Annotated in this window: 14 protein-coding genes; 10 read left to right on the top strand and 4 right to left on the bottom strand. The window is 50.4% G+C overall.

Features of this window, described 5'->3' with window-relative positions; translation table 11 throughout:
* Positions 1-323: 323 nt before the first annotated feature.
* Positions 324-1,772 carry a hypothetical protein gene (locus tag G451_RS0115780; protein ID WP_027185020.1) on the top strand — a complete coding sequence of 483 codons (1,449 nt, stop codon included), beginning with the start codon at positions 324-326 and terminating at the stop codon, positions 1,770-1,772.
* Positions 1,773-1,936: 164 nt separating this feature from the next.
* A complete protein-coding gene (locus G451_RS0115775; RefSeq protein WP_051261563.1) occupies positions 1,937-3,268 on the top strand; it encodes a pyridoxal-phosphate dependent enzyme in 1,332 nt (443 codons plus the stop codon).
* A gap of 230 nt (positions 3,269-3,498) precedes the next feature.
* Here G451_RS0115775 and G451_RS0115770 read toward each other — a convergent pair whose 3' ends face one another.
* The gene (locus G451_RS0115770; RefSeq protein WP_027185018.1) at positions 3,499-4,344 is read right to left on the bottom strand and encodes an ABC transporter substrate-binding protein; all 846 of its coding nucleotides are present in this window, start codon (positions 4,342-4,344) and stop codon (positions 3,499-3,501) included.
* Between the two features lie 356 nt (positions 4,345-4,700).
* On the opposite strand from G451_RS0115770, the gene G451_RS0115765 reads away from it, so the two are divergent.
* Genes G451_RS0115765 through lpxA form a run of 3 tightly spaced genes read left to right on the top strand, consistent with a single transcriptional unit; the run spans position 4,701 to position 7,669 of the window.
* Complete coding sequence (locus G451_RS0115765; RefSeq protein WP_027185017.1) at positions 4,701-5,798, top strand: Gfo/Idh/MocA family protein; 1,098 nt, start codon at positions 4,701-4,703, stop codon at positions 5,796-5,798.
* A complete protein-coding gene (locus G451_RS0115760; protein WP_169727890.1) occupies positions 5,758-6,888 on the top strand; it encodes a DegT/DnrJ/EryC1/StrS family aminotransferase in 1,131 nt (376 codons plus the stop codon). The genes G451_RS0115765 and G451_RS0115760 overlap by 41 nt, the downstream gene beginning before the upstream one ends.
* Positions 6,875-7,669 (top strand): acyl-ACP--UDP-N-acetylglucosamine O-acyltransferase, encoded by a 795-nt coding sequence (gene lpxA, locus G451_RS0115755; RefSeq protein ID WP_027185015.1) that lies wholly within the window; start codon positions 6,875-6,877, stop codon positions 7,667-7,669. The genes G451_RS0115760 and lpxA overlap by 14 nt, the downstream gene beginning before the upstream one ends.
* A gap of 164 nt (positions 7,670-7,833) precedes the next feature.
* Here lpxA and G451_RS0115750 read toward each other — a convergent pair whose 3' ends face one another.
* Positions 7,834-8,673, bottom strand: a complete 840-nt coding sequence (locus G451_RS0115750; protein WP_027185014.1) for a prohibitin family protein — start codon at positions 8,671-8,673, stop codon at positions 7,834-7,836.
* The gene (locus G451_RS0115745; RefSeq protein ID WP_027185013.1) at positions 8,670-10,334 is read right to left on the bottom strand and encodes a cyclic peptide export ABC transporter; all 1,665 of its coding nucleotides are present in this window, start codon (positions 10,332-10,334) and stop codon (positions 8,670-8,672) included. Before G451_RS0115745 ends, G451_RS0115750 begins: the two co-directional genes overlap by 4 nt.
* Positions 10,335-10,723: 389 nt before the next feature.
* Here G451_RS0115745 and G451_RS0115735 point away from each other — a divergent pair, with 389 nt between their 5' ends.
* Positions 10,724-13,384 carry a M16 family metallopeptidase gene (locus G451_RS0115735; protein ID WP_156921675.1) on the top strand — a complete coding sequence of 887 codons (2,661 nt, stop codon included), beginning with the start codon at positions 10,724-10,726 and terminating at the stop codon, positions 13,382-13,384.
* Between the two features lie 165 nt (positions 13,385-13,549).
* Here the strand turns inward: G451_RS0115735 and G451_RS0115730 are convergent, their stop codons facing one another.
* Positions 13,550-14,449: a DMT family transporter gene (locus tag G451_RS0115730; protein WP_027185011.1), complete on the bottom strand. Its 900-nt coding sequence runs from the start codon at positions 14,447-14,449 to the stop codon at positions 13,550-13,552.
* Positions 14,450-14,714: 265 nt separating this feature from the next.
* Between G451_RS0115730 and G451_RS0115725 the strand changes: the two genes are divergently transcribed.
* The 4 genes from G451_RS0115725 to argF all read left to right on the top strand — a co-directional run bounded on the left by G451_RS0115725 (position 14,715) and on the right by argF (position 18,263).
* A complete protein-coding gene (locus G451_RS0115725) occupies positions 14,715-15,458 on the top strand; it encodes a basic amino acid ABC transporter substrate-binding protein (RefSeq protein ID WP_027185010.1) in 744 nt (247 codons plus the stop codon).
* A gap of 90 nt (positions 15,459-15,548) precedes the next feature.
* A complete protein-coding gene (locus G451_RS0115720; RefSeq protein WP_027185009.1) occupies positions 15,549-16,334 on the top strand; it encodes an amino acid ABC transporter permease in 786 nt (261 codons plus the stop codon).
* Positions 16,321-17,061 carry an amino acid ABC transporter ATP-binding protein gene (locus G451_RS0115715; RefSeq protein WP_027185008.1) on the top strand — a complete coding sequence of 247 codons (741 nt, stop codon included), beginning with the start codon at positions 16,321-16,323 and terminating at the stop codon, positions 17,059-17,061. Before G451_RS0115720 ends, G451_RS0115715 begins: the two co-directional genes overlap by 14 nt.
* A 227-nt stretch (positions 17,062-17,288) precedes the next feature.
* Positions 17,289-18,263 carry an ornithine carbamoyltransferase gene (gene argF / locus G451_RS29770; RefSeq protein WP_084448606.1) on the top strand — a complete coding sequence of 325 codons (975 nt, stop codon included), beginning with the start codon at positions 17,289-17,291 and terminating at the stop codon, positions 18,261-18,263.
* The last annotated feature ends 41 nt before the right edge of the window (positions 18,264-18,304 follow it).

Genomic DNA, 18,304 nt, shown 5'->3' with positions numbered 1-18,304 from the left:
GATGGAGGTGTATTGAATGTTTTGTATGATTTCTTGAATTCTCTGTTTGATCTCTTCGTCGGAAAGATACATCTGTTTGGAAGTAGCGATATAATTTCTCACATCATTTTATATTTTTGTTTCTTATATTCAATAGCCTGCTGTAATTGAAAGAAAATGCAGAGTAAGCGTCTGGAGAGTGGATCAACCTCGCATGGAAGGTTGGTACGTAAATGAGTCTGGACACAGAATCTTTTCCTGTAGTATAAAAATAAATATTATGTTCCGTTTTATATAGAGTGATGTTGGAAATTCGCACTACGTGAAGAATGTAAGGAGGGGATATGTTAATGTTACGACTTGTATTCACTGGTCTTTTGCTTCTTTATCCAGCATGGGCAATCGCTGCGTCAAACCAGTTTGTCACTGCCTACAAAGTAACGGGAGACGTATCCGATGGACTTTCAATAAGTGACATGAAGGCTATCGACGAGGGACTACTGTTCGCCGGGCACGCGAACACATCTGAATGGAGTTATTACCAGCATGCTTCTGTTGGGCTTGTCGACTACAAAGGCGAAGTTGTCTGGCATCAACGATTCGGCGACATAAGCATCTATGAATACAACAGAGTTCTTTCCAAGGTCACTGCTGACGATAAGGGCAACGTCTTTGCCGTCGGTACGGCGTATTACGGTGACGGCCAAAGGGACCTGTTCATGGTCAAGCTCACAAAAGCCGGTTCGCTCGTTTGGCAACATACCATTGATCACGAAAAAACCAGTTGGGCCGGGCCTCTGGACATCGCGATCAATACAGACGGTTCTGTTGCGCTGTTGGCGTCCATGGGGTGGTCCTGGTGCGACGGCCCTTGCGGATGTACTTCGAGAGCGATTTACTACTACACGCTCGACCCAGATACAGGAAACGTCATATCGGAAAAGGCCGTGGGATACGAAGGACAAGCTTGGTTCGTTTCGGACGGTTTTATTGTCGCGCTCAGCAATCAGGCTAACGAAGAAGTTCCTTCCGGTATTCTCGCTCTCAAACGATACGGTCGCGACGGGGAACAAATTTGGGCCAAGGGATATCCGTACTACACAAGAGCAGGAGAAACCACGAGAAGGTACATCTACAACAATAACCTCGCCGTGGGAGAATTCGACAATGGATACGTCGTGTATGTCGGCGTAGGCAGCGTGACATACGACTATCGAGGACTGCTCTTCCAGATCGACAAAGACGGCAAGGTCAACTGGATGAACGAAATTGCGCCGTACGAGTATGAAGAAAAAAACGGTATCCCTGGGGATATGCTCGTGTATTCGGATGGGAGTTGTCTTTTATCGACGTATATCGGCTATACGTCTATCCATCCCATTCTCAGCTGGTTCAACAAGGATGGCACGCTCGCACGCTCCTTGGCCAGAGGGGATGACGAATGGGCTGAACTCGATCAACTCGTCAAGCTCCAATACGGCGTGGCCATCGGCGGCAGCCCCGGTAAAGCTGACATGAGCCATAGAATGATGCTGTGCATTTTTAATTCCGTCCCCACAGGGGACATCTGCGACGCCCTCGGGCTGACTTTGAACTCGCATACATTCACAGTGACCCCTGTTACGGCTGTTGTGGGGGGAACCAAGCTCTATCCCAGCTGCACTTTTGCCGCAGCAACCGTCTCGGATGCAGAACACGTGATCGCCACCAGCCTGGAACGTCTGGAGACATGCACGATAGACAATCTTTCCTATATCGCCGATCTTGTTATATTGCTTCTGAACTCTCCATAAGCCTTGTGAAACTCAAAATACAATTTAAGGGCGTTTTTTTGACGAAGTGCGATTTGCTTAAGATACTATTTGGCTCTGATTTTGGATTCAATATTGGAATGCGAAGTCCATCGGGTTTCGTGGAGTATTCATGATCGGAACGTTTTAGAGATGGGGTCGATGATATGTCTTTACCTTCTCTTGGAATGAAGAGGCGTGATTTTTTGCGTAGTATGTTGTCGAGCGCTGTCGCACTGACCCTGCCCGGGCTGTCCAGGGCAGCTTTCGCTGGGGAGAACGACATCCAGGTCGCGATGACGCCTGGACTCGTGAACGAAGCTGCGACAAGGCTGAAGGGGCATGTGCTACGCACACCGCTCGTGGACGGAGGTCTACTTTCGAAGCGTACAGGAACCAACCTTTTTCTTAAACTTGAGAATATGCAGTACACCGGCGCGTTCAAGGAGCGTGGAGCCTACAATAAAATGGCAACACTCAATCCCGCCGAACGGTCACGGGGGGTGATTGCGGCCAGTTCGGGCAACCATGCTCAGGCTGTGGCCTATCACGCCACTCAGCTTGGTATTGCCTCGGCCATTGTCATGCCTACGGTGACTCCGCATAGCAAAATTCGTCGTACGCGCAATCTGGGCGGTGACGTGATCGTTCACGGCGAGGAATTCGATGAATCTCTGGCTTTTGCACTTGAAAAAGCTGAGCAGAATGGGCTGACCTTCATTCATCCGTTTGACGATCCTCTGATCATCGCCGGGCAGGGCACTGTTGGGCTGGAGATCATACAAGATTTGCCTGACGCCGAGATACTTTTGGTACCTGTTGGCGGTGGCGGCCTCGTGGCTGGATGTGCAACAGCGGCCAAGGCCATCAATCCGAAACTCAAGGTCTACGGGGTAGAAGCAGCGCATTATGCGGCCATGTATCAAATGCTACATCATCAACCCGTGAAAACAGGGGGCGAGACCCTTGCCGAAGGCATCGCAGTTCACACCATAGGTCGACTTCCGTATGCGATTGACGAACGTTTGCTGGAAGATGTGCTTGTGGTGGACGAGGAGCACATCGCTCTCGCTATCACCTGTATTTGGGCCGAGCACAAATTGGTGTCCGAGGGGGCGGGAGCCGTGGGTGTTGCCGCCCTCCTGCAATACGACGGCATGTTTACCGGAAAGAAGGTCGTCACCCCAATCACCGGAGGCAACATTGATGCCCGACTTTTCGCAACGTTGTTACAGCGTGACATGTACTTGCAGGGCCGGTTGACGCAAATTCGCGTCGTTTCTCATGGCGGTCATGCCGACGTCTATCCTGACATTGCAACAGTGCTGAATCGAACAGGGGCCGAAGTGGTTAACCTGGAGTACGACCCCATATTTCATGCGTCGTCGCCGCTGTCCACAGCCTATGAACTGATTATTGAGACCAGGGATGAAAAGCACGCTGACGCTGTCATCAAGGAACTCAATGCCGCGCATTTTGAAGCGGTGCGGGTGCGGTAGGGACGGGAGATTCTCTGCGAACGCTCTGGGTGCTGTTACATTATCCCCTTGACTATCGTGTATTGGAATCAAACGATAGTGGAGGATGACAGTAAACAACACACTGAAATTGTATTTATAAATTCCTGCGAGAAATGCTTTGGCTTTTGGGGCAACGGAGCGACAAGCGTATTTTTCTCAGACAATACGCTTGTCGCTCGATTCATTTCTTTTTTCAGATTGTCAACAACTCAGTGGTCGTACTGCTTGGCGTATTCCTTGTCGTTGTACATCGATTCGCCGTACATTTTTTTGCCATATTCACGGATGATGCTCTGTCCTTCGTCGGAGCCTACAAACTCGATGAAGGCGCAGCCCAGATCTGTCCCCTTTGTGGCACCTTCAGGCTGGCAGAGGCCGTGATAGGTGTTCACGATGAACATGTCGCCTTTGAAAAGCACATCCAGATTCTCGATGTCTTTTTTGCCCGCCACCCAGGTGGAGGAATCCGTCATAAAATAGGCTTTGTCCTTGTCTGCACGCAACAGCGTGGCCATCATGAAGTCCTTGGTGGTCACGTACCAGTCTCCGGAAGGATCCACGCCGGCTTTTTTCCAAATGGCCATTTCTTTTTTGTGCGTCCCTGAATTATCACCACGCGACAGGAACAACGCCTTGGCGTCGCTGATTTTCTTGTATGCTTCGGCCACAGACTTTGCACCTTTGATGCCCGCAGGATCATCCTTGGGACCTACGATGTAGAATTCATTGGAACCAATGAGTTGGCGATTGCGCGCCCAGCCATCTGACACCGCCTTTTTTTCAGCTGCGGGCGCGTGCACCATAATGGCGTCAACATCTTTCTCTTTCAAAAGCATCAGTGAAGCCCCAGATCCGGCTTTCTTCCAGCACATGGCTGACCCGTGCTTTGCATTGAACGCGTCGGCCAGAACTTCCAGTAATCCCAGTTCTCCGGGGCTTCCCGTGGCAATGCTGAAGACTTCACCGTCGCCGTACGTTTTTTTGCATTCCTTGGCATACGCCGAAGCAGCGAATAATAGCGTGCAGGTCAAAAGCGCAAGACAGATTTTTCTCATGACAGGCTCCTTTCTTGTGTTGGAAGAGGGATCTTGCGGTATTGCTCTTTCATTATCCTTCTTTCAGTCTTTCTTTGGTACATGGTTTTGAGAAGTGTAACCACATTGTTGATTCAAGCGCCTTGGTTGTCAGTACGAGCATACAAGATGAAAACGTTGTAGGGCATGGGGAATATCTTCATCTCCATATTGGTTGGGTTTTGAGGGGAATATTTGTGGCACTCCCCAAATACTTTTTCATAAAAAACTTCAATTTTACAAGAAGTATTCTTGTATCTGACGTGTCCGGCGGTTGTATGCTATGCTGGCACATTGTATTGTTTCATCTGAACTCATTTTATAGAAAGGCGTTTTTCATGACACAACCTTTTCGACTCGCTTTTGCTGGTTGTGGTAATCAGGCTCGGCGGCATGTGGCATATTTTTCTTCGCGACACGATGTGGAAATTATGGTGTTTGATGTGGATCGGAGCCGAGCGGCGGCGTTGGCCGCGGACGCCCATGTTGCGACGGTGAATGATCTTGACGACGCTTTGGCGCGGAGCTGTGACGCCTTGATGGTGTGCACACCGACATCCAGCCATTTTCCGCTTGTTCATAAGGCTTTGTCGGCCGGAGTGCATGTGTTTTGTGAAAAACCGCTCTGCCGGACACGAGATGAAGCCGTCACGTTGGTCGAGCGAGCCCGCGCGCAGCAATGTGTTTTACAAGTGGGGTATCTCTACCGATTCGTCCCGGCTTTTGTCTGGTTGCATCGTGTTATCCATGAACATCGCAATCCGCTCGGAAAGCTGCACACGGCGCGTTTCCATATCGGTGGCCGTGCTCCACGTGCCTGGATGTATCAGTGTGCGTTCGGGGGCGGGGCTGTCTATGAGAAACTTGTCCACATGCTTGATTTGGCACACTGGCTTTGGGGTGGACTCGCGGATACCGAGCTTGTGCATGCCAAAAACGAGCATTCCGAATATATATGCGATGGACAAACCATACAGAGTGATGTCGAGGACGATGTGTTGGTCCGTGGCACAACGTCAACCGGCGTTTCGCTCGCGTTGCACGCGGATATGACGTCAGAGACCTTCAGCCAGTGGGTTGAAATCCATGGCGAGAACGGGCGCTTTCTGGCTTCCATTACGCCGGATATTGATTCCTCTGTGGAGTTGCATCACCCTCGTTACGATATGCCTGCGGGGAAAACTTCGTTTGCTTGGGAACCGCAGTTGTATGCCTTGCAAATGTATTTGTTTTTGTCTCGCGTGCGTGGCGCAATGAGCGGAGAGCGGGATATACCGGTGCACGATATGAATGCGCTGCTCAATGTGGCGGATTCTGTCGAGATGATACAGCGCGATGTCCACATGGTCTTAACGGGCAATGAGGACCAACAGAAACGTGAAGGAATGGACCGGTATGGAAAAATATCTTGCTCCGGCACACGTGACGTTTGGTGACGATGCTATTGATGCCGCCGTTGCCGTTCTTCGTTCCGGCCAGGTGAGCGCCGGTCAGGAGTGTCGAGCGTTCGAAGCTGAATTTACCGCGGCAGTGGGGGCACGTCATGCCGTGTCCTGTGCCAGTGGTACGGCCGCGTTGCTGTTGTCCTGTTTGGCCGTGCTGCAACCCGGTGATGAAGTGCTTGTTCCCGGATTGACCTTCTTTGCGACGGCCGGAGCGGTAGTTCGGGCCGGATGTCGGCCCGTATTCTGTGATATTGACCCGAAAACGTTCCTCATGGATATGGACGATGCCGCTCAAAAGCTGACTCCGCAAACCCGAGCGATTATTCCGGTTCATCTCTTTGGTAATCCGTGTGACGCCGACGTCGTGTGCCGATTTGCCGAGACACATGGTGTGCACATCATTTGGGATGCGGCGCAGGCGCATGGTGCACGTTTCCGAGGTCGGGATGTCGGCAGTTTGTCCGGGTTGTGCTGTTATTCGTTCTATCCCACCAAAAATGTGGGGACGGCTGGAGAAGGGGGCATGGTGACGACGCAGGACGAAACCCTTGCCGAGCGTATTCGCTGCCTTGCCAATCAGGGGCAACGTGTACGGTATGAACACGTCATGAGTGGATTGAACGAGCGTATGAGTGAGGTGGAAGCGGCGATCGGGCGCGTTCAGCTCGGTCATCTTAAAGCCATGCTTGCCAAACGACGCCGTAATGCGTCTCGACTCCACGATGGTCTTTGCGACATTCCCGGGCTACACATGCAGACCATATCCCCACATGGGGAGTCGGCATGGCATCAGTTCTGTGTGTGCGTCGATGCAGCACAGACCGGGGTCACTCGCGATATGCTGGCCACACAATTGGCCGAACGGCATATCGGGACGGCTATTCATTATCCCAAAGGCGTCCATGAACAACCGGCGTTCGAGCAGATGGCGACGGCATTGCCGGTGACCGAGAGCGTAAGTCGTTCCATTCTCGCCTTACCCGTTCATCATGGACTGACGGATGACGATGTGGACCGTATAGTTTGGACTGTACGGGAAATCATGTTGACCAAGAGGGAGGGAAACGATGTCCATTCATGAGACCGCACATATTCACAACACCGCCATTGTTGACGACCGGGCAGAGATTGGCCCCCAAGTCACCATTGGGCCGTTTTCCCTTATCACCGGTGATGTCGAAATTGGTGAAGGAACCATCATCAAAGAACGCGTCTCCATCGAGGGGCATACACGCGTTGGAATGCACAATCATATTTTTGCTGGTGCGGTCATCGGCAGTTGGCCGCAAGATTTACACTATGCTGGAGCACCCACGCAGACCATTGTTGGCGACCACAATTTGATTCGAGAATATGTCACCATCAATGCAGCTACTCCCGAGGGAGAAGGGCGGACCGTTGTCGGCAACCATTGTGCGTTTCTGACACACAGCCACGTTGGGCACAATTGTGTGGTGGAGGACCATGTTACGTTGGTTAATGCGGTCAATCTGGGAGGATTCGTCACCGTAGGAGAAGGGGCTTACATCGGTGGTGCTGCCTCGGTGCATCAGTTCGTACGAGTGGGCCGTAACGCCACCATCAGTGGGTATTCCAAAACCATCCAGGATGCCCCCCCGTATATGACCGTGGCAGGACAGCCGACACGCGTTGTCGGGCTCAACAGTGTCGGACTGGACCGCGCCGGATTTTCCGATGAAGATAAACGTCTTCTCAAACGCGCTTTGCGACTGCTTTTTCGTTCCGGCCTGACCTATTCCAGTGCGTTGCAGCAACTGGAAGACTTTCCGCCGTCCCCGCATATTGCCCATTTGATGGAGTTTATGCGGACCTCGTCGCGTGGGGTGTGTCGAGGAAAGTAACGTTACGTGGAGTGTCCACCACGTCTTGGTGAATACTCTGCACCGTTCAATAAATACCTCGACACCCTATAAATGATCCTTAAGCAGCTAAAGTTTTTGAAGATTATCAAGAAACTTTTTTCAAAAAGTTTCTTGATCCGCCGGAGGCATTCTTCTTCCTTCCCTCATTTCCCTCCACCCGCATCGAGAACCAGAGGCATGTTTTCCGGACTACCGATGACAACCACTTTGCTGTTGTCGGAGCGCGACACGTCGGACATGGCTTTGATTTCCAGCCAGCGGAGCAAGTTCGGGCTCAGGTTGCTGCCGACAATCTCTTGATATTGCTTGATGCCCTCGGCCTCAATGCGCCGGCGTTTGGCCTCATCCGAGGCGAGTTGAAGCAAATACTGATAGGACAAGGCTTCTTGCTGTCGCTTGAGTTTGTCTTCTATGGCGGCGTTAATGGCTTTGGGAAGCTCAAGTTTTTCAATAACCAAGTCTTCAAAGGCAAACGGTTGCCCGTCCAGTTCTTTCTTGGCTTCGGCCAGAATATCGCGCTGGAGTTCTGTGCGTGCTGACGTGTAGAGGGCTTCAGGGAGATATTTGCCTATCACTTGGCGTGTTGCCGAATAAATGACAGGCACCAAAATATTGTCCGTAAAATTGGGACCAATATGACGAACCAACTCCTTCAACCCTTCAGGCTGCGGATGAAAAATAGCGGAGACGCTCATACTGACGTACAAGCCGTTATTGGTCAGCGCGTCGACTTGCAATGTTCGCTTCTGTTTGGTCACCGTGTAGACATACATCTTATTCCACGGGGCAATCATGTAGAGCCCTTCGCGATAAATGTCGTCGGCCAGCGGCTCTTGAGCCAAAGCATTAAAATAGACGCCGGCTTGGCCCGGATAGATATACACGAACATCAACGGTGAAAGGTAGACAAACAGGAACAGCATGACGAACACAAATGAAATACTGATGATTTTGTGCTGACGAAAGAAAGTCAATGGATTCATGATTGTCTTCCCCGGTGTTGGACGATGCGCCCGGCATCGAGTTTGACCACGCGGTCGGCCACGTGGAAATAGGCGTCGTCATGTGAGACGGCGATAATGGTCTTCCCTGATTTTTGCGCATCGGGCAAAAATTGTTCATAGAAAAATTGACGGAATACGGGATCAAGATCGGCCGCAACTTCATCGAAGAGCAGAATTGGGGCCTCACGCACGATAGCGCAGGCAATGGCAAGTCGTTTCCGTTGTCCTGCCGAGAGTTCCAGCTCCCCGAAGCGGCCATCACTCCACGTGACATGCTCCGTTAATCCCATGGATGCAAGCGCCTGATGAATGCGTTCGTCATCCAGTCTCTCTTGTCCATAAAAACGGTCAAAGAGGTAGAAATCCGGAAAAACTATGGAAAACAAGTTACGATAATCGGCTCGGTTGGTGTCTGTAATGCTGGTTTTTCCTAGGAAGAGTTCGCCCTGACTCGGCTCATAGAGTCCGGCAATGAGTTTCAGGAGCGTTGTTTTTCCTGTTCCATTTCCCCCCACAATAAAGAGCATTTCTCCCGGAGTGATGTCCAACGCGATGGGGCCGAGAGCGAAATGGCCGGGCTCGTTCTCAATATGAGATGGATAACTGAATGTCACATTCTCCAAGCGGATATGCCGATCTTCCGAAGGGCGTGTGGTAAATCGGCCAGGCCGAGCCGATGCTTCTTGTACCTGCGCATTGTCCAGAGCCTCTTCCAGGTCGGTCAGAGAGGCAACGGCCTTCTCGGCTTTAAGGATGAGCGGAATGGACTGCACAATGCGCGTCACCGAACCATAGGAAAACAGGACAATGGCGGCGATTTTGATGACATTCACCTGACTTATGGAACTGATACGCGGCAGAAGGAATATCATGGAGGCGACGAGCAGATAGTAGAAGGATTGGACAAAGACCGTATTGCTGCTCAGTTGGTTCTCTACCTGAATGCGTTCTTCCAGGGCTGTTGATGCGGCAGGGCGGATGTGGTTGTCGAAGATGTCCTTTGTCATGGCGCTTGTGATGCGCAGTTCTTTGAATCCTTCGATAATATATTGAAAGAAATGTTTGAAACGACGTTCCCGGTGTTCGGTTTCACGAAGTCGTGATTGGATGCTTCTGAGATTGATGGTGTAGACCAGAATGCCGAAGAGATAGAATAGTGCCACTACGCCAAGCGCCAGTGGAGAGAGCAACGCGGCATACACGCCGCAAAACACGATCATGACGCAGCCAGCCGCGACATGGGCGAGGCCTTTTGAAGTCTCCAGTATAATGTCTGTATTGGTGTGGAGTGTCGTATAGATGCGTGTTTTGCCCAGGCGTTCAAAGGCGATAAGGCGCGTGCTTCTGAGTTTTTCCGCGATTCTTACCGTTGTGGCAAACAGGGCCGATTCCGTGAGGCGAATTGTTCGCGAGGCAGCATAATGACTCGCGAGGGCGTAGGCTCCTAACACGAGAAAAAACATGAGAAGCGCGCGCAGGTTGAGTCCGGTATCACCGATGGTCGTTGCCGCGGTATTGATGATGACCACAATGCCGCCTTGGAGTAAGCCGGCGGCAACAGCCGTAAAAACAATACGTGCCCAGGTTGGTTTATCCTGTTTGACGATAAGACGATAGAGGCCAGATGTCTTGATGTCCATGGTCATCCTGTGGCTCTGGGGTTTGATACTGGCAAGGGGCAAAATGGGAACGTTTGTTCGAAGGCCCTAAAGTAATATGCTGATTCTTACTGTTTTTTTGACAATCCGACAACCGAAACTCTCATTTTTGTATTCCCTGTAAGCGTTGCCTGCCTGTTAACGTATCGTTCTGACTTGACCATCGGGCTCTTGGCTTTATTATCTGCATCGAAACGCGTACACTGCGTGTGTTCTCGAAAACCGAAACAGAAGGCGGGTACGCATGCTGGTGATGGGGGTTTCATTGTTGAGAGCGTCTTTTTTTCCATGGTTTTTCAGTGGGAAAAGAGCGTTCTTTGGTTTCGTTCTCTTTTCTCCAGCTTTTGTGACGAGAACAAAAGGAAGGCATTGTGAAACGATTTTTTCTGCACCTGATCGGGGTTCTTGCTATGCTGCAAGTACTTAGTCCCTTGGGGGAGAGTATCGCCCTGGCCGCTCCCGATCAAATACCTGATGATGTTCATGTTACTGTTCTTGAAAATGGTATGACCGTGGTTGTCATGGAAGACGATCGCTTCCCGCTGGCTGCTGTACGATTATTTGTTCACACGGGATCGGCGTTTGAAACGCCGAAACAGGCTGGTATCAGCCATTTGCTCGAACATATGGTGTTCAAACCGACGAATACCCGTAACGGCGGCGATGCTGCCCAAGAAATCGAGCGTGTTGGCGGTGACGTGAATGCGGCAACGAGTTTCGATTACACCGTGTTTATTGCCGACGTCCCTGATGCACATGTGAAATTGCCGTTGGAAGTCTTCAAGGACATGATTTTCTCAGCGAAGTTCGACCCCAAAGAACTTGAGCGAGAAAAACAAGTGGTGCTGTCCGAGCTTGCTCGGGGGGAAGACAATCCGTCCAACCGTCTTTTTAAGACGTTGCAATCGGAAGTTTTTTCCGGGACAACTTACGGATGGCCTATCATCGGCTTCAAAGATTCGGTTTCCGCCATCACTCCCGAAGATTTGCGCCAATATATTCGGGAGCATTACCAACCGCAGTCTATGCTTCTTGCCGTTTGCGGTCGTATCAAGGCTGAGAATGTCGTTGCCACTGCGCAAGAGGTGTTCGGTGATCTGAAAAATACGCATGTGCAGACTCCTCCACCACATATCGCCGCGGAAAGCTTGCCTGTCGGCCCTAAGGTTGTTGTGGAGGCAGGTAAATGGAACAAAGTCTATCTGCATGCGGTGTTTCCCATCCCGGGAATGAACACCGCCAATGAAGCCGGATTGGAGCTGCTGGCCCAACTGCTTGGTGGAGACCGTACATCCAAGCTGTATCGTATGTTCAAATATGACAAACGTCTTGTGGATTCGATTTCCATGTCATCGTTGACGTTGGAGCGCGCAGGGTTGCTCTATATTGATGCAACCTTGGATGAAGCCAACCTTGAGACGTTTTGGAAAGATCTTATTGCAGAATTATCTTCTTTGTCGGCCGACAGCTTCACCCAGGAAGAAATTGATCGGGGTAAGCTCAATATTGAAGATTCCTTATTTACGGCCAAAGAAACACTGGGTGGACTGACGATGAAGCTCGGCTATTTCCGTTTTTTTGGCTATGGGCCGAATGGAGAAGCCAACTACCTGACCAATTTGGCGAATGTCGATCGGGCTGAGCTGGAAAAGCTGATTACGACGTATGTTCGTCCCAGTGCGCTTTTTGTTTCGGCTCTGGTTCCGGCAAAGGATGGAGCCGACACGGCGAGTTTGACGCAGTCTATGGAAGATACGGTTCGTCAAGCCATTCCTCAAAAACAACAGAGTGTAACACATGTTCAAAAGGATACGGCGCACAAGGAAATCGTGGACTTAGGGCAGGGGCGTCGCGTCATCTTTTTGCCCGATCCCACCTTGCCGTATGCGGCTGTCTCCCTGGTGTACAATGGTGGAGATGCTTTACTGGATGAAAAAACACAGGGACTTGCCGACCTTGCTGCACGTGCTTTGACGCGGGGGACATCTACCCGGTCGGCAACAGAGATTGAGGACTTATTATCGGATCGTGCTTCAGCCATTTGGGCGTCCAACGGTCGTGATTCGTTTGCCGTGACAGCGAAATATCCGGCTCGCTTTGGGTCGGAGGTCTTGGATCAGTTCAAAGCAACGGTGTTGCATCCAGCCTTTGTCGATAAGGAAGTTCTATTATCCATTCAGAATCAGCTCGCTTCCATTCGGTCGCAAAATGACCAGCCCATGGGGTTGGCATTTCGACAGCTCTTTCCATTTCTCTTCGCATCCGGACATTACAGTTACTACCGGCAAGGCATACCGGACGAAGTAAAAGCATATACGCCGGCGCAGTTGGTTTCTTTTTGGGAAAAACAGCGGAGTATGCCGTGGGCGTTGGCCGTATGCGGTCAATTTGATCAGGATGAAATATTGACATTAGCTCGTGAGTTGGCCGCGGCCCAAGAGAATGTTACGCCGTTTGCTTTTACGGCTCCTCAGTGGAGCAACAATCATGAGAAAAAACTGACGCTTCAGGATCGGAATCAGACGCATATCCTGAAAATTTATCCTGTTCCAGGCAGTGAAAGTCCGGATACCCCGGCTTTGAAACTGTTGAAAACCGCTTTGGCTGGGCAGGGGGGGATTTTGTTCCGTGAGCTTCGAGACAAACAAGGACTTGGCTACACGGTAACGGCGATGTTGTGGCAGGCCAAAGAGGGTGGGTTCCTCGCGTTCTATATTGGGACTTCACCGGAGAAAGCGACACAGGCCATGGCCGGGTTTGACGACGTTGTCCAATTCGTCATGCAGAATGACCTGCCTGCCGAAGAAATTGAACGCGCCAAGAATCTTCTCCTCGGAGATTACTACCGCAATCACCAAAGTCTGCGGAGTCGCAGTGAAGAAGCCGCACGATTGGTGGGGCGCGGGTTCGATGTTGACAGGAATCAGAAGGTCATTGAAGAAGCCGAGAAACTGACGCCGGTCGATGTCCGCAATGCGGCGAAACGTTTCTTCGATGAAAATCAGCCTTATATCATGCAGATTGTGCCATAGGTTATATGCTTTTTTGACAACGCAATGTAATAAAGGAGAAATATCGCCATCTTGCATAGTGGGGATATTTCTCCTTTCCTCTTTTTTTCGTCAAAAAACGAATGTAGCTGTATTACGTTTTTTTCTCTTCTCCATTCTCCAAACACTGTTCCTCTTGTATGTGACTCATGTTTGGGCTTCGTTACGTTTGATCCATAGTTGAGACACAAGAAAGCCGGCGAACATGAGGCTACAGCCAAGAAGTTCTCGAAGACCAAGCGATTCATGGAGAATAATTGCACCAGCGAGCGCAGCAAAAACAGACTCCAGGCTCAAAATAATGGCAGCATGGCTTTCTTTGGCGTGCTGTTGGGCAACGACCTGGAGAGTGTACGCGATCCCGACCGACATGATGCCGCCATACGCAATGGGAATTGCTGCGGCAAGAATGTCTTGCGAAGCCAAAGGTTCAACACATCCCGCAACAAGCAGGTTCAGCAGGGCACAGACCATGTATTGGCCTACAGCCAGTCGGAGTGGATCGACCATGGGAGCCAGTCGGCCGATGATCAGCACATGGCCGGCAAAAAGAACGGCACACATGAGTTCAAGCAGATCCCCAAAAGCGAGGGAGAACGATTCATTCATACTGAGAAAATAGAGACCGAGGGCAGCCAACCCTGCGCCAGCGACAGCTCCGGGGCCGGGCTTGGCTTTGCTGAAGATAAACGCGCCTATCGGGACAAGAACGACATAAAGACCGGTAATAAAACCGGCTTTACCAGCCGTTGTATACAATAACCCGACCTGTTGCAGCGATGCCCCGCCAAACAGAAACACTCCGGCAAGTATGCTGGCCAGCCATAAGGAAATACGTTTTTTTTCCAAAGTATGGGGCAGAGGAGGGAGATTCGAACGTTTGAGGGCCAGAGGGAGGAGGACAAGGCCGCCTAACGCGAAGCGGACACCGTTAAATGTAAACGGGCCGACGTTATCCATTCCAACGCGTTGAGCAACAAACGCGACTCCCCATATAGCAGCGGTGATGAAAAGCAGGATGTCAGCACGAAGTGCGTTCGATTTCATGTCGTCAATTCCATGTCTGAAAGGGTGCGTATCTCATTTGGGAAAAGAAGAACGCATTCCATGTTTGTGGACTATTGGCAAGACATGGTTCTTTACAAGGAATCTTTCTGATACCAAAGAAAGCGGCTTGTCTTTTTAGTGGGTTCGATCTATTAATCAGTGTTTTTGACAATTATGGTCACTGCAAAACTGTGACGCATACGTAAAGGTATTTATTGACAGCCTTTTTGTGTGCCTGGTTTTTATTTTCCTTTAGGAGGTTATTATGTTGAAGAAATTACTCTTCTCGTTTGTCTTTCTTGCTCTATTGTCTCAGCCGGCATTCGCCCGTGTTATCACCTTTGCCACGGATGCCACCTGGCCTCCGATGGAATTTGTCGATGCCAATAAACAGATCGTCGGCTTTGCCATTGATTACATGACCGAAGCCGGTAAGCTCGCCGGGTTTGAACCTAAATTTGAAGCTGTTGCGTGGGACGGTATTTTCGCTGGTTTGGGTACTGGCAAATACGATGCCATTTGCTCTTCTGTTTCCATTACGGAAGAACGCAAAAAAGCCATGGACTTCTCTGTTCCCTACTTTAAAGTTCGCCAGGCGTTGGTTGTGCCTGTAGAGGTTGCCAAGGACGTTCACGGGCTTGAAGACATGAAGGGCAAAACCTTGGGCGCGCAGATTTCCACTACCGGACATTTTGCCGTCAAAAATGCCGAAGGCATCAAAGACAAATCCTACGATGAAGTCGGTCTCGCATTCGAAGATATGTACAATGGCCGTATCGACGGCGTTGTGTGCGACGATCCAGTTGCCGCCAACTATGCACTGCAGACCGAAAAATATAAAGATAAGTTCGTCATTGCCGCTGTTATCGAAACTGGTGATATTGAATACTATGGTGTCGCGGTGAAAAAAGGCGACACGGAAGTGCTCGATCTTATCAACAAGGGTATCAAAGCCGTCCAAGAAAAGGGCATCGACAAGAAGCTCATTGAAAAATGGATCGGCAAATAACGTCCATACGTTTTGCCTTTTTTGTCGGCGGCCGATTGGGCCGGTCGCCGGCATTTTTTTGTTTTGCCCGCCTGAGAGCGCGAAGTATCCATGTCTGAGGAAAATGCCCCCATTGAATATCATGATGGCCCCGCCATTCCCAAAAAGGGAGACAAGGGACTCGTTTCTGCCTGGAGAATTTCCTTTGTTGGCGCCATAGCCATTCTTATCTACCTCGTCGTTACCAAGCCTGACCCGTACGCCGATCTGCTCATGTTTTTACCGGACGGCATTCTCGTTACCTTCAAAGTTACGATCTATTCTATGGTCTTGGCGTTGTGTTTCGGGTTTATTGCCGGGCTTGGTCGCATTTCACGAAATTATTGGATTAACCTCATTGCTTCAACGTATGTTGAAGTGGTGCGCGGGGTTCCGCTGCTTGTTCAGCTGTTCTACCTGTATTACGCCATGGGCCAGTTCTTGCGGGTCGACGGCATTCCAGCTGCCGTTATTGCCATGAGTGTCTGCTATGGGGCCTATATGGCGGAAATTTTTCGTGCAGGCATTAAGTCCATCAACAAGGGACAAACTGAGGCTGCCCGATCGTTGGGTTTTAACCGAACCCAAACGATGATGTACGTCATTTTACCACAGGCTTGGCGTATTATTTTGCCGCCCATCGGTAACGAATTCATCATGCTGCTCAAAGACTCGTCACTCATCTCAATTTTGGGGATTGCCGACTTGTTGCGCCGCGGCCGTGAATTCGCCTCCACGACCTTTTTGTATTTTGATACGTACACCATGGTGGCGTTGGTGTATTTGCTTATCACGCTGGTGTTGTCCAAGCTCGTCAGCACGATGGAAGAGAGGCTGAGCCGTCATGTCAAAGCCTAATTATATTATTACCATTGAAAATGTCTGTAAGTATTTCGATACCGTCGCGGCGTTGAAAGACGTGAGTCTCAATATCGACAGTGGGGAAAAAGTTGTCATTATTGGGCCGAGTGGTTCGGGAAAAAGTACGCTGTTGCGCTCAATCAACCGCCTTGAAGACATTTCTTCAGGAAAAATTGTTGTTGATGGCTTTGACCTCGATAACCCGGCGAATGATATCAATAAAATTCGCATGGAACTCGGCATGGTTTTTCAAAGTTTCAACCTGTTTCCCCATAAAACCGTGCTGCAGAATTTGACCTTGGCTCCGATGAAGCTCAAAAAGATGCCGCGCGCCACTGCCGAAGAAATGGCCTACAAGCTCCTCGATAAGGTTGGCATTCGCGAGAAGGCTGATGTCTATCCGACCATGCTTTCCGGTGGACAGCAGCAGCGCGTTGCCATTGCGCGGGCGTTGGCGATGAGTCCGAAGATTATGCTGTTCGACGAACCGACATCGGCTCTAGACCCGGAAATGATCGGGGAAGTGCTTGATGTTATGGTGACGCTTGCCCGTGAGGGCATGACGATGGTCGTTGTAACGCATGAAATGGGCTTTGCCCGCGAAGTTGCTGACCGCATTGTATTTATGGATGGTGGGCAAATCCTGGAAATTGCCACGCCGGAAGAATTTTATACGGCACCCAAAAATCCGCGTACGCAGAAGTTTCTTGAACAGATTCTGTAACGATATCGCTCTCGTACTTACCGTTCCTGGCCCTGGCAGTGGCCGGGAGCGGTTCATGTGCTAGTACATCTCTTTGCATGAAACTCGTCTTCTTTTCCCTTCTCTTTTTGCGGTGACGTTTTTTTCCGATCAGGATATGTATTGCTATTGCTCCATGGCGCTTTGACAGGAGCCATTTTTTTCTTTACCTGAACTCTTTTCTCCTATGACATCGAAGGGCAACAACCATGCTGAAACATTTTCTCACCGTGCAGGATATTCCGTATTCGCAGGCCTTCGGCGTGCTCGCCCGTGCCGAAGAAATGAAGAAGGTCGATTATAGAAGCGACCTCCTTGCCGGGAAAACAATTGTACTCATCTTCGAGAAAGCCTCGACCAGGACACGGATATCCTTTGATGTGGCGATACGCCATCTGGGCGGACAAACTATTTTCATGACGCCAGCCGAGTCGCAACTTGGTCGTGATGAGCCGATTAAAGATGCCACCCGCGTCTTGTCGCGGTATGTCGATGGTTTGGTCGTGCGGACGTTTGCCCATTCCAATTTGGAAGAAATGCGCCTGTATTCGGACATTCCTGTTGTCAATGCGTTGTCCGACAGCTTTCATCCATGCCAGATTATGAGCGATATTCTGACAATGAAAGAGCATGGTCCGGGACTGGATAAAACGCGTGTTGCCTGGGTGGGGGATGGTAATAATGTTGCTCAGTCACTCATCAATGCGGCAATATATTTCCCATTTGAACTGTTTCTGTCCTTCCCAGAAGGTTACAATCCCGATACGAATGTTATCGACCTTGCTTTAAAAAGCGGGGCTAAGATTTACATGACACATGATCCGGTCGAAGGGGTGGAAGACGCCGATTTCGTCTACACCGACGTGTGGGCATCCATGGGACAGGAAGCTGAGCAAAAGAAACGTGAACGTATTTTTGCGCCGTATCAGGTGACCGAAGAACTGCTCAAACATGCCAAGCCTGAGTGCAAGGTGCTGCATTGCCTGCCAGCCCACCGTGGCGAGGAAGTCAGTGAAGAGGTGCTTGAAGGAGAACGGTCCATCGTTTGGGATCAAGCCGAAAATCGTTTACACATGCAAAAGGCTATTTTGGAATGGGTGTTTGGCAACGTCGATTACAGTATCTATCCCGTACCGGCACGCATTAACCCCATTGGTCATCTTGGACCGCATGTGGCGTTTTAGTGAACTGTCAACCCGATACTTCGTCTTTGAGGACAACGTAC

The organism is Desulfovibrio inopinatus DSM 10711, from assembly GCF_000429305.1.
GTDB lineage: Bacteria > Desulfobacterota > Desulfovibrionia > Desulfovibrionales > Desulfovibrionaceae > Alteridesulfovibrio > Alteridesulfovibrio inopinatus.
This window is presented reverse-complemented; position numbering and strand designations above follow the sequence as displayed.

What these genes read in the sequence shown, in the direction of transcription:
- G451_RS0115780 (WP_027185020.1), top strand. Translation starts at nt 324, where the DNA reads ATGTTAATGTTACGACTTGTATTCACTGGTCTTTTGCTTCTTTATCCA.
- G451_RS0115775 (WP_051261563.1), top strand. Translation starts at nt 1,937, where the DNA reads ATGTCTTTACCTTCTCTTGGAATGAAGAGGCGTGATTTTTTGCGTAGT.
- G451_RS0115770 (WP_027185018.1), bottom strand. Translation starts at nt 4,344, where the DNA reads ATGAGAAAAATCTGTCTTGCGCTTTTGACCTGCACGCTATTATTCGCT.
- G451_RS0115765 (WP_027185017.1), top strand. Translation starts at nt 4,701, where the DNA reads ATGACACAACCTTTTCGACTCGCTTTTGCTGGTTGTGGTAATCAGGCT.
- G451_RS0115760 (WP_169727890.1), top strand. Translation starts at nt 5,758, where the DNA reads ATGGAAAAATATCTTGCTCCGGCACACGTGACGTTTGGTGACGATGCT.
- lpxA (WP_027185015.1), top strand. Translation starts at nt 6,875, where the DNA reads ATGTCCATTCATGAGACCGCACATATTCACAACACCGCCATTGTTGAC.
- G451_RS0115750 (WP_027185014.1), bottom strand. Translation starts at nt 8,673, where the DNA reads ATGAATCCATTGACTTTCTTTCGTCAGCACAAAATCATCAGTATTTCA.
- G451_RS0115745 (WP_027185013.1), bottom strand. Translation starts at nt 10,334, where the DNA reads ATGGACATCAAGACATCTGGCCTCTATCGTCTTATCGTCAAACAGGAT.
- G451_RS0115730 (WP_027185011.1), bottom strand. Translation starts at nt 14,449, where the DNA reads ATGAAATCGAACGCACTTCGTGCTGACATCCTGCTTTTCATCACCGCT.
- G451_RS0115725 (WP_027185010.1), top strand. Translation starts at nt 14,715, where the DNA reads ATGTTGAAGAAATTACTCTTCTCGTTTGTCTTTCTTGCTCTATTGTCT.
- G451_RS0115720 (WP_027185009.1), top strand. Translation starts at nt 15,549, where the DNA reads ATGTCTGAGGAAAATGCCCCCATTGAATATCATGATGGCCCCGCCATT.
- G451_RS0115715 (WP_027185008.1), top strand. Translation starts at nt 16,321, where the DNA reads ATGTCAAAGCCTAATTATATTATTACCATTGAAAATGTCTGTAAGTAT.
- argF (WP_084448606.1), top strand. Translation starts at nt 17,289, where the DNA reads ATGCTGAAACATTTTCTCACCGTGCAGGATATTCCGTATTCGCAGGCC.